The organism is Mycobacterium sp. 1164966.3 (assembly GCF_001665395.1).
Lineage (GTDB): Bacteria > Actinomycetota > Actinomycetes > Mycobacteriales > Mycobacteriaceae > Mycobacterium.
Map to the genome: position 1 here is coordinate 59370 of NZ_LZSG01000023.1, position 11613 is coordinate 70982.

Annotated in this window: 7 protein-coding genes and 1 pseudogene; 1 reads left to right on the forward strand and 7 read right to left on the reverse strand. The window is 63.9% G+C overall.

Annotated elements, in window-relative coordinates; genetic code table 11:
• Positions 1-87: 87 nt before the first annotated feature.
• From A9W99_RS08330 to A9W99_RS08365, 7 genes and pseudogenes are all read right to left on the reverse strand, one after another.
• Positions 88-417, reverse strand: a pseudogene (locus A9W99_RS08330) (amidohydrolase); the annotation flags it as partial.
• A complete protein-coding gene (locus tag A9W99_RS08335) occupies positions 414-1142 on the reverse strand; it encodes an enoyl-CoA hydratase/isomerase family protein (protein ID WP_067375676.1) in 729 nt (242 codons plus the stop codon). The gene A9W99_RS08335 and the pseudogene A9W99_RS08330, both read right to left, overlap by 4 nt.
• Positions 1143-1499: 357 nt before the next feature.
• Positions 1500-3338, reverse strand: a complete 1839-nt coding sequence (locus A9W99_RS27590; protein ID WP_067375680.1) for a protein kinase — start codon at positions 3336-3338, stop codon at positions 1500-1502.
• Between the two features lie 46 nt (positions 3339-3384).
• Entirely contained in the window at positions 3385-5253 is a 1869-nt protein-coding gene (locus tag A9W99_RS27595) for a serine/threonine-protein kinase (protein WP_067375682.1), read from the reverse strand.
• A 39-nt stretch (positions 5254-5292) separates the two neighbouring features.
• Positions 5293-7134 (reverse strand): serine/threonine-protein kinase, encoded by a 1842-nt coding sequence (locus tag A9W99_RS08355; protein WP_067375684.1) that lies wholly within the window; start codon positions 7132-7134, stop codon positions 5293-5295.
• Positions 7135-7543: 409 nt separating this feature from the next.
• Positions 7544-8758, reverse strand: a complete 1215-nt coding sequence (locus tag A9W99_RS08360; protein WP_067375741.1) for a CaiB/BaiF CoA-transferase family protein — start codon at positions 8756-8758, stop codon at positions 7544-7546.
• Positions 8759-8869: 111 nt separating this feature from the next.
• A complete protein-coding gene (locus A9W99_RS08365; RefSeq protein ID WP_067375686.1) occupies positions 8870-10663 on the reverse strand; it encodes a serine/threonine protein kinase PknE in 1794 nt (597 codons plus the stop codon).
• A gap of 305 nt (positions 10664-10968) precedes the next feature.
• Between A9W99_RS08365 and A9W99_RS08370 the strand changes: the two genes are divergently transcribed.
• A complete protein-coding gene (locus A9W99_RS08370; RefSeq protein ID WP_253869679.1) occupies positions 10969-11589 on the forward strand; it encodes a sensor domain-containing protein in 621 nt (206 codons plus the stop codon).
• Positions 11590-11613 lie beyond the last annotated feature (24 nt).

Sequence of the window (11613 nt, forward strand, 5' to 3'; positions counted from 1 at the left end):
CAGCGCTATCAGAAATCACTGGCCAACGCCTGCAGGGACAGAAGTGACCGATGTGACGGGTGCCGCTGGGACCCTCAGTCATAACCCAACCAGCCGAGCGGGGTGACGGGCCGCGAGGGTCGCCACCGGTGCGTTGTTCACGAAAGTGACACCACACGTAGACTTTTCGTCAAATCCCGTGATCAGGCTGCGGCTGATGCCGGCAGCGTCAAGGGACTCCAAGATTCGGTCGTCTGTCCATCGGCGTGACTCTACGTAGTCGCTGAACTGCTCGGCGCTGATCGTTGTCTTGGTAAGGACCTCGAAGTACGACAGCAGTTCAGAAGGAAAACCGGCCCGAAGGTCGTCGATGATCTCGCAAGAGGGAACAAACGGTGCCCACATGTCAATGACAGGGACGCGGACGGTGCCGGTCATGACTTCTGGCGGGGGCCGACGGGACCTCGCAGGAACTCATCGAAGACCGCGTCGTGCTCCGCGGCAAACGCCTCCTCGAATGTCGCACTGGGACTGCTGATCAGGTAGCGCTTTGTACACTCGAGCGCGGCCTGCGGCGCCTCGATGATGGTGCGTGCCATCGCAGAAGCATCATCGACTACCCGGGTGGGGTGGGTAATGCTGTTGACCAGGCCGATTCGTAGCGCCTCGTGCACGTCGATCCGCCGCCCGGTCAGGCACAGGTCGCGCGCAATACCCATCCCCACAATCCATTGCAGTGGGGTAAACAACGGCGGCGCACCGAACTTGATCTCGGGGTGCCCGAATACCGCAGTGTCCGAGGCGATCCGGAAGTCGCACAGCACGCACAGGTCCATGCCGCCGGCCACCGCCGGGCCGTTGACAGCGGCCACCAACGGCTTCGGGAACTGCCAGACGGCAAGGTGATAGCGATGTGAGCTGTCCTTGATTCGTGGCGCAAGATCGGCTCGCGCGAATTCGTCAAGGTCGAACCCGGCGCAGAACGTCGATCCTGCACCGGTGAGAACGACTGCGCGAACCGTCGGATCCGTCGCCCAGCTATCGAGCTGTTCGGTGATCTCGTTACGAAGCTTGATAGAGAGCGCATTGCGTCGCTCTGGCCGGGTCAGGGTGAGTGTCGCGACACCGTCGTCGGCAACCTCTGTGGCAATATCGCGGTTCATCAGCTAAGGGTGAACCGTCCACACCGGCCGCGGCAACCGCGTTGCGACAAATTTCGAGGTGGGACCGCGTTTGCTGTGGCATTCTGCGTTAGTGTCCGCTGGTCGAACTGGTCCGCCGTCGGGAATCGTGACGTTCTTGTTCACCGATGTGGAGGGTGCGACGCGTCGGTGGGAAGCAGACCCAGGCGGGATGCGGGCTGCGCTGGCTGACCACGATCAAACTCTGCGCCAGGCGATTGAGTCGCGGGAGGGTTGCTTGTTCAAGCACACCGGCGACGGTGTTTGTGCCGCGAACTACACATATCAACAAATCAGCCAAGCCCGAGCAGAACTTGAGCGCGTTCGCGGCACTAGCTCCTAATCTCCTGCGCGCGTGTAGATTTCATTGAAATCCACGCTCATCGCGCAATTCCCGGTCTGTTCGTGGTGGCCGTGACCGGTGAGCCGAGTGATGGGATTCTGCGGAGGTTGCGGCATCGGAAGCTGCGCAGAGGTTTTCACGTGGAGGTTGCGGCAGCCGGTGAACTCCTCAGGGTGCTGAATGTCGAGCACCCAGTTCCCGCCGCTGAATACCAGCGGTGTGTCGGCGGTCAGAGAGTGGAAATAGCTCATGCACCGCTCACCGGTGCGTAGACAGTCGGTGACGACCGCCTGGTTTTCCTGTTGTGGCGCAAGCCTGCTCGAGAAGGTCCGGGCAATGTGATAACGACCGTGCAGCGCTTCGGCCGGCGACGCCACCCGCGGCGGTAGAGCGGACGGGTCGGGAAGGCTGTTGACGTCGACATCTCCGATGCGCGTGAACGTCACGGAACGCTTTTGGTTGCAGGCATTGGCCGCGGCGCCGCGGTACTCGCCGGTGAGGTTGCCGTCAGCGCCAGGTTGTAGCGTGATCACTTCCCAGATTTCAGCGGCCATGCCGCGACACTGGTTCGGGTCGAGGGTTACGGCCACCCAGCGCCCGTCCACTTGGTCGAAGACCGAGGACGAAGCAAGGCTGGCTCCGCCGGTCAGCATCGACGCCGTCGCGACGCACCCGTTGGAGCGACACACCGACCGGACCGCGTAAGTCGCCGACATCGGACCCGAACCCGGGCCCGGCTTGCCGTCCAGCGTGCTTCCCTCGCCGAGTTGCGCCTGGTAAACGCCGGTAAAGGGGCCGTTGTTGACGGCGGTCGACGGAGTTGGCGGGGCGACGGCAGGCGCGCCGGTTGCACTCGGGTTGTGCTTGTGGGTGACCTTGACCGCCGCGAAAACACCGCCCGCGATCAGCAACGCGACGGCCCCCAATACGGCGATCAGCACACGAGCCCGCTTGCGAGAAGGCGCATCCGGGCGACCCACCGCGCCGCCGTCCGGTGTATTCAGGAACCGGCCCAGCTGGTCGGTGAACTCCTGACAGCTGCCAAATCGACCGGACGGCTCTTTGGCCATGGCTGTGGCGAATACCGGGTCCAGCGCGGCCAAGTCGGGCCGGACCGCACCTATCGACGGCGGCGGAGCGCTGACATGGCGGGTGATCACCACCGCGGGATTGGACTCGCCATAGGGCGGCTTGCCGGTCAGTAGCTGAAAAGCCGTGCACGCCAGCGCATATTGATCGGTGCGCCCATCAACCCGTTCGCCCTTCAGCTGCTCGGGCGCGGCGTAGGCGACTGTGCCTAAAGTCATGTTGGTCGCCGTCAGACCCGCCGCGTCATCCATGTGGCGCGCGATGCCGAAGTCAGCCAGGTAGACCCACCGCAGCTGTCCCTCAGCATCGGCCAATAAGATGTTGGCCGGCTTGACGTCACGATGCAGCAGCCCTCGATTGTGTGCATAATCCAGCGCCGAACCAACGGCGGCGATGATCGGCACCACCTCGCCCTGCGGCATTCCGTTCGGACAGTGCTCACGCAGCAGCCGCGCCGCATCAGTACCGGGGACGTAATCCATGGAAATCCAGAACTGTCCGTCCTCTTCGCCGCGGTCATGAATTCGGACAATGTGCGGATGAGACAGCCCCGCCGCCAGCTCGGCCTCGCGCATGAACCGGGCCCGAAACTCCGGATCAACGGTCAGATCCGGCGGTAGCACCTTCAGCGCGTCCGCACGCCGCAACCGCGGATGCGAGGCCAGATACACCGCTCCCATCCCACCCGCACCCAATATCCGCAGGATCGTGTACCCGGCGAACACCTGACCAACCTCGAGTGGCATTGCCAAATCGTAGATCTTGTCATTTCCGGTCGCGGCCGAATTGGGGTTAATCGCCAGTGCGCGTGAACGTTTCGTTGAAGTCCGCTGTGGCGGCACAGGGCGCGCTTTGTTCGTGGTGGCCATGGCCGGTTAACCGGGCGATCGGATCTTGCGGTGGTTGCGGCAACGGATACTCTCCGGTGTCTTTCAGATGGGTGTTCATTCCGGACCCACATTGGCCCAGTCCGTCGACGTCCCAGATCCACTTTCCGCCGCCGAATACCAGTGGTACGTCACTCGACTGCGCATGAAAGTAGCTCATGCACCGATCGCCGGTGCGGAGACATCTCGTCGTGACCGCATAGTTTTGCTGCGTTTGCGGGAGCCCGTTGGTGAAAGTTCGGGTGGATTGATAACGGCCGTGCAACGCTTCGGCGGGCGACACCACCCGGGGCGGTTGACCGGCCGGATCGGCAACCTTGTTGACGTCCACATCGCCGGTGCGGGTGAAGGTTACCGTTCGACTATTGGAACAGACATTGCTGGACGTCGCGGTCAATGCACCGGTGAAAGTACCGGCGGAACGTGGTTGCAAGGTAAACACCAGGAAGAACTCGATAGTCGCGCCCTGACATTGATCCGAGGCGAGAGCCACGCCCACCCAACTCCCCCCGATCTGGTCCAGCACCACCGTCGGCGTCCCGACGGGCGCGCCACCGATGCGGGCCGCCGTCGCCACGCAGCCGGTCGAACGACACACCGAGCGCACGTTGTAGGTGCTCGTGATCGCCGACGGCAGAACCGAATTCGGGACCGCGTCGACGCCATTGATGAGCGGACCGAAGTCGGTCCGAAATGTGCCGGTGAACGGACCCTCGGTGACGGTCGGCTGCTGCTGTCGACGGTGAGAGTGCCTCTCGACGGCGAATACGCCGCCGGCGATCAGTAACGCGATGCCCAGTAAGACACCGATGAGGAGCCGCCGGCGACGCATCCGCGGCTTTCCGAGCGGAACGGACGGCAGAGCGGGCCCGGTGGCGGCGACCATCGGCCGGGTTTCGGGGAAGCTGACCGCGCGGCGGCCGGATGCGTAACCCGGACTCAACGACTGGCGCAATTCGTGCGTGAACTCCCCACAGCTTGCGAACCGGACCGACGGATTTTTAGCCATAGCCACGGCAAACACCCAGTCCAGCGCGGCCAGCTCGGGGCGCCGTGCACCGATTGACGCGGGCGGAGCGATGACTTGCTGAGTGACCACTACCGCCGGGTTGGAGTGCACGTACGGCGGCGCGCCGGTCAATAAGTGAAATACCGTGCAGGCCAGGGCATATTGATCGGCGCGGCCGTCGATCGCTTCGCCCTTCAGTTGCTCGGGCGCCGCGTAGGCAATCGTGCCCACCGTCGTGTTGGTCACCGTCAGCCCGGCCGCATCGTCGATGCGCCGCGCGACGCCGAAATCGGCGAGAAATACCCGCCGCTCCTGTCCGTCGGAATCGGCCAGCAACACATTGGCCGGCTTGACGTCGCGATGTAACAAGCCCCGCTGATGCGCATAATCCAGCGCCAGCCCGAGGGCGGTAACGATCGCCAGCGCCTGGTCGACGGGCATCCCATGCGGGTAGTGCTCGCGCAACAGCTCGCTCGCGTCGGTGCCGGCGACGTAATCCATCGCAATCCAGAAGTGGCCCTCGTCTTCACCACGGTCGTGGATCGACACGATATTCGGGTGGGTCAAACCGGCCGCCAAGTCGGCCTCGCGCAGAAACCTCGCCCGAAACTCCGGATCGGTAGTGAGATCCTCGGGCAATACCTTCAGCGCATCCTTGCGCGGCAGGCGCGGATGGGCCGCCAAATAGACCGTGCCCATGCCGCCGGTGCCCAGCACACCCTCGATGGTGTAGCCGGCGAACACCTGACCAACCTCAATCGGCATGGCCAAATGGTACTTCTGCCGAGCGTGCGGGGGTTGGCGCTAATCGCCGGTGCGCGTCAATGTTTCGTCGAATTCCGAAGTCAGTGCGCATGGCGGGGTCTGAATGTGCTTGCCGTGCCCGGTGAGCAGCGTGATGGGGTTCTGCGGCGCCTGGGGCAGCGGGTACTGCGCGGTTCTAGTCATGTGCATCGGGGCGCCGCTGCGCGGGCAATTGCCCTCTACCGATGTGTCCAGAACCCATTTCCCGCCGCCGAACAGCAACGGTTCCACCTGTCCGGACGTCGCGTAGAAGTAGCTCATGCACCGATCGCCCGTGCGCAGGCACTCGGTACTGACCGAGAAGTCGATTTCTTGTTGTACGCCTTGCACTTTGAACGTTCTGCGCTGGTGGTAGCGCCCACGTAGCGCCTCGGCAGGTGACACGACCCGGGGCGGTAAGGCGGCCGGGTCAGGAAGCGTGTCGATGTCCACATCCGAAGTACGGGTGAACGTCACCGAATGCTTTCCGCCGCATTCGTTTCCGGAGAACACGCTGTAGTCGCCGGTGAAGCCGCCGCCCGGAGCCGGTTGCAGGTTGAACACGTCCCACACTTCGGCGGAGTTGTCGTCTCGGCAGGTATGGGTGCCCAGGTTCACCCCGATCCAACGGCCGCCGACCTCATCGAACACCGGATGCAACGCGTATGTCGTGTCGCCGTCGAGCCGCGACGCCGTCGCCACGCACCCGCTGGAGCGACACACCGAACGGACCGCGAACGTTTCGGTGGTCGGAAGCGCACCCGGGGCCGGGGCGCCGCTGACGAAAGCACCCTGGCCGAACTGGACCCGGTAGACGCCGGTGAAGGGACCGGTGTTGGGACGCCGGGCTTCGGCTGGCGCGTCGCTATGCGCAGCGACCGCCGGATGCTGCTGCTCGGTGAGCTTGACGACGGCGAACACACCCCCACCGACGAGCAACGCAATTGCGGCCAGCACCCCCACCAGAAGGCCGCGACGCTTTCGCTTGGTGCCCGTCGGGGGTACGGCAGTGGCGTGCGGCGCATCAGTCAGGTATCGGCTTAGCTGGTCGGTGAATTCTCGGCAACTGCCGAAGCGGGCCGAAGGCTCTTTGGCCATCGCGGTGGCGAATACCGGGTCGAGCACGGCCAGCTCGGGCCGATGCGCACCGAGCGACGGCACCGGCGCACTGACGTGGCGGCTGATCACCACCGCGGGGTTTGAGTCGCCGTACGGCGGCACCCCGGTCAATAAGTGAAAGGCGGTACACGCCAACGCATATTGGTCCGCGCGACCGTCGACTGTCTCGCCGCGCAGCCGTTCGGGGGCGGTGTAGAACACCGTGCCCACCGTCGAATTGGTCGCCGTCAAGCCTTCGGCATCGTCCATGGATCGCGCGATGCCGAAATCGGCCAGATACACTTGCCGGCCCTGTCCGTCGGGATCGGTCAATAAGATGTTGGCCGGCTTGACATCTCGGTGTAATAGGCCGCGACGATGAGCGTAGTCCAGCGCCGAGCCCACCGCAGCGAGGATCGGCAACGCTTCACCCAAAGGCATCCCGCTCGGGTACCGCTCATGCAGTAGCCGCGCCGCATCTGTGCCGGCGACGTGATCCATGGAAATCCAGAACTGACCGTCGGTTTCGCCTCGGTCATGGATCCTCACGATGTGCGGATGCGACAGTCCGGCGGCCAATTCGGCCTCACGCGCAAACCGTCGCCGAAACTCTGGATCGGTCGTCAGCTCCGCCGGCAACACCTTCAGCGCTTCCTCGCGCGGCAACCGCGGATGCGAAGCCAGATACACCGAGCCCGTCTCGCCCGCGCCGAGCACCCGCGAGATCGTGTAACCGGCGAACACTTGACCGACCTCAAGCGCCATGGGCAAATGGTAAGGCGCTGCTCAGCCGGGCAGACGCAAATGCGGCGGACTCGGGTGCTCGAAGTGTTCATCACCAGTCCCACGGGTCACAAGATTTCCCCGGTGTGTCTTTTTGCCCGCCTCACCCCGACAACCGGGCCGTTTCATTGCGGCGGCCCGAGACAGCTGGAATGGTGCCCATAACCGGTTGGCCGACCGTTTCGCATCTCTTCTGTCCATTTATCAGCAACAACCTTTGCGCGCCAAGCGAATTGTCGCTGTGAGTCGGGCAACTAGATACATGCTCCCATCCGGGGACGGGAGTGGCAGTCGGGGCTGGTGTTACACCCAAAGCCACTTCCAACAGCCGAAAAGCTCCCCAAAACCGTTGGCGTCGGGAGCTTTTGCGGCTGCTCGAGCAGAGCAAGGACTACAGGATGGCACCCTGCTCTTTGTACTGCTCGATCTTGTCCCACTCGACGCCAGCCTCGAGCAGCACCTCCTCGGTGTGCTGACCATGTTCGGGCGCTCCCGTGGGCTTCACCTGCTGCTCGTCGAACTGCACCGGGTTGGTGGGCAGGATGTAGGGCGCCCCGTTCATCGCGTTCACCTCAGGAATGTAGCCGTTGGCCACAACCATTGGATCGTGCCGTAGTTCGCTCGGCTTCTGCAGCACGCTCCATGCGCCCGACAGCGGCGCCAAAATCTCGCGCCATTCGTTGACGGTGTGCGCGGCGAACTCCGCGTCGAGGATATCGATGAACTCGCCTCGATTCTCGTAGCGCGAATGAGGGTCGGCAAACCGCGTGTCCTCCAAGAGATCCGACCGGCCGATCACGGAAAGGAACTCGGGCAGGTACTTCTCGCCCTGCAGCATCATCAATGTGATGTAGCGGCCTTCCTTGGTCTTATAGGTGCCAACCAGCGGATTGGGCATGTCGCGGTGGGTGAAGTTCGGCATCGGGTCGCCGCCGTACAGCATGGCCGCGGTGACCTGCGGACTCATCGCCCACGACGCGAGGCCGAGCAGGGACACGTCGACCACCGATGTCTCCCCCGTCGCCTTGCGCTTATAAAGCGCGGCCGCCACGCCGCCGGCGATCGTCAAGCCGCCCAGTAGATCGCCGAATGCCGGTGTCTGCATGACCGGTTCGGGGAAGTCACGGGTGAACGCGTCGCTGATGCCGCCGCGGGAGAAGAACGAGACCCCGTCATAACCGGCCTTGTCCGCGTCGGGGCCCTTGGGGCCGTAGCCGGATCCGCGGACGTAAATGATGTCGGGGTTGACGGCGCGAATGTCGTCGAGCTCGATCCCGAACCGCTTGCGCCTGCTGGGCAGATAACTGGTCAGGAACACGTCGCAGGTCTTGGCGAGCTCGTGCACTACCTCTTGCCCGCCTGGCGTTGTCATGTCGATACCGATCGACTTCTTGCCACGGTTGGGCATCTCGATCATGTAGTTGACACCGTCCGGGCCGCCGGGGACCAGACCCATCGTGACCAGGCCGCGCTGTGGATCGCCGCCCACGCGTGGCTCGATCTTGATCACCTCGGCACCCCATTCGGCCAGCACCGCCCCGGCCGCGGGCACAAACGTCCACACGGCAGCTTCCAAGACCCGGATACCTTCGAGTGGTTTCGCCATTGAATACCCTTCGTTTTTGTCGGATGCGCTTTCCTCGTCGAGTATTACCTGACCCTTTTCGACCGCTTGCGTTGCCTGGCGCATCCAGACCGCGCGCAGGGCGACGTGCTGCTAGCCGGTCAGCTTCGTGAGCCAGCCCGGCTCTTTGATGTCAACCGACTTCGAGCCGTCCCACACGAACGGCGTCCCAGTGGAATTGAGCCCGGACATCGTTCTGTTGCCGTTTGCCGCCTTGGTTGTGGCGGTGCCGAGGTCGGCTCCGGAGTTGATGCAGCTGACTACCGAGTCGTCAGCGCCGACAGACTTGGCCAATTGCGCGAGTTCGCCGTCGGTGTGGTCGGTACTGCCGCCTTCCGCGGGTTGAAAGCCGGTGGCGAACAGGCCGGCGTAGAAATCGGTGTAGATCTTCGGATCGTTCTGCGCCGCAACGCAATACGTCGCAGCGACCGCACGTGTCGAGTAATTCTTGCTGGACGACGAGTTGTCCAGGAAGTTCAGCAGGTGGTAGCGCACCGTCAGCTTCTTGTTGTTCACCGCGGTGTTGATGCCACTGGCATTCGAGCGAATGAAGGTGCCACATGGCGGGCAGAGTGGTTCGTTGAAGACGTCGATGGTCACCGGCGCCACTGAACTGCCGACAGACACTCCGTCGTCGAGAACCTTGAGCGCAACCGCATCTGAGGGAGCGGACGGCGAGGGCGACGGCTCGGGCGTGGGCGACTCCCAGGGCTTGGCCACCACGATGAGTACCCCGCCGACGAGGGCCATCACGACGGCGGCCACGACGCCCACCCACACCCAGGCTGTACGTGAGCGCGGGGGCGGCGACGGCTGACCCCATGGCGGAGTCCCGGTCCAGGGCGCTGGCTGCGGCAACGGTCCACCGGGAGTAACGGTCTGCCCGGGCGCCGACGGCACTGGCCACCCCGTCCCCAGTTGTGAACTGTAGGTCGGTGGCCGAGGGGGCGCAGGCGGTATCGCCGCGAAGCCGCTGGGCGGCGGGGATGCAAACCCGGCCGGCAGCTTCGCCACCTGGCTCCGCTGCAAAATGTCGGTGGCACGATCCTGATCCGGCGTGGCCAGGGCTGCGTACGCGGCCGCGGACAGATCACCGCAGGTCGCGAATCGGTCGGCGGGCTTCTTGGCCATACCCCGTGCGATCACACTGTCGAAGGCCAGCGGAATGCCCGGCCTGGCTGCGCTGGGCCGCGGGACCGGCTGCTGCAGGTGAGCGCTCATCACGCTGATCTGGTCGCCCCGATACGGCGGAGAACCGGTCAGGCATTCGTACAAAACGCAGGTCAATGCATAGATGTCGGCGCGATAGGTGACTGGGGCGTCGCTGAATCGCTCGGGCGCCATGTACTTGAACGTGCCCACCGTGCTGCCGAGCTGCGTCAGCTTTTCGTCGGACGTGGCGCTGGCGATCCCGAAATCGACAAGGTAGGCGAAGTCATCGCGGCTGACCAGAATGTTTTCCGGCTTCACATCGCGATGGGTCACCCCGGCGGCGTGCGCCGCGTCGAGCGCGGAACCGATCTGACGCACGATCGCCACCGCCCGCGGCGGCGTGAGCGGCCCATAGCGGCTCAACATCGTGCTCACATCGATGCCGTCGATCAGGCGCATGTCCACATATAGCTGCCCGTCGATTTCGCCGTAGTCGTGAATCGGCACGACGTGCGGCTCCTGCAGCCGGCCCGCGGTGCGGGCTTCGCGCTGCATGCGTGCGCGGAAAACCCGATCGCGGGACAGCGTCTCCGACATCAGCTTCAGCGCCACAATGCGGTCGCGCACGGTGTCCTCAGCCTCATAGACATCGCCCATGCCGCCGCGGCCCACCAGGCGCCGCAGCCGATACGGCCCGAATTGCGTACCCTCCCGCGAACCGGGGGTATCACCCATCGCCGACTCCTCACTCGCCAACGCCCGCCGCAAACCGTTTGGGAGCGCATGTGCCCCGACGACAGTCGCGACGGACCTGACTACGCGCTGGCGTGCAGGACAAGGCTAAATGGTTTGAGCAACGCCAGCCCACAGTTCAACGTGTGTCGCTGCTATGCCGCCCGCTTTAGGCAAAGATGGACGTCGACATCGGCAAAGGAGACCCAATCGTGCTGTGGCGCCATATGCCCGATCGCCTACGAACCACATGGGTGGTTTGCGGCTTTGCGCTGGGCGTTTGCCTCGTGCTCGCCGGTTGCACAAGCGTGGTCGTCGGTACCCCGAAGGCCGGCAAGCATGGCGCATCGAATGGCCCGATCTTCCCTTCTCAGCTGGTCGACTTGCTGACGCCCTCGCAGTCACTGTCGGTAGTATCCGGCAGTCCGCTGTTCGAACAAGACATGCAGTCCGCGCTGTTCAGCGGCGCAGATCCAGCCGAATGCCAGGGCGTCGCCGGGTACGGCGGCTACGCGCTGTTCCCAAAGAACTACACGGGCCGCGAGGCACGTACCCAGTCCGACGCCCTGCAGAATCAACACCAGCTGCTCGAGGTGTCGGCCACCTATCCAAGCGGCTTCAACGCCGCAAGCTTTCTGGACTCCGTTCGCAATACCGTGTCCGGCTGCCAGCACCCGATCACATCGTGGGGCAACGATCAGCGCAAGGTGACCGTTGTGCCGGCAGCGTTGCAGCCGAGCACTGCCGAAGTCGCCCAATGGTCAACGAAACTTCAAGGTGACCAATGGATTTGCGACTTCGCGGTGATCGCCATGGCCAACGTGGTTTCGCAGATCGTCACCTGCTCCCCCGACCACTCCGTCGACATCAAGGCGCTGGTGGCCAAACGAATCAAGAAGATCGAAGAACTGATCAACTCGACCGCATAAGGGTTGGGTTGCCACCGCGAAACT

Coding starts and splice junctions, on each gene's coding strand:
- A9W99_RS08355 (WP_067375684.1), bottom strand. CDS start 7,134: ATGGCGCTTGAGGTCGGTCAAGTGTTCGCCGGTTACACGATCTCGCGG.
- A9W99_RS08335 (WP_067375676.1), bottom strand. CDS start 1,142: ATGAACCGCGATATTGCCACAGAGGTTGCCGACGACGGTGTCGCGACA.
- A9W99_RS27590 (WP_067375680.1), bottom strand. CDS start 3,338: ATGCCACTCGAGGTTGGTCAGGTGTTCGCCGGGTACACGATCCTGCGG.
- A9W99_RS27595 (WP_067375682.1), bottom strand. CDS start 5,253: ATGCCGATTGAGGTTGGTCAGGTGTTCGCCGGCTACACCATCGAGGGT.
- A9W99_RS08360 (WP_067375741.1), bottom strand. CDS start 8,758: ATGGCGAAACCACTCGAAGGTATCCGGGTCTTGGAAGCTGCCGTGTGG.
- A9W99_RS08365 (WP_067375686.1), bottom strand. CDS start 10,663: ATGGGTGATACCCCCGGTTCGCGGGAGGGTACGCAATTCGGGCCGTAT.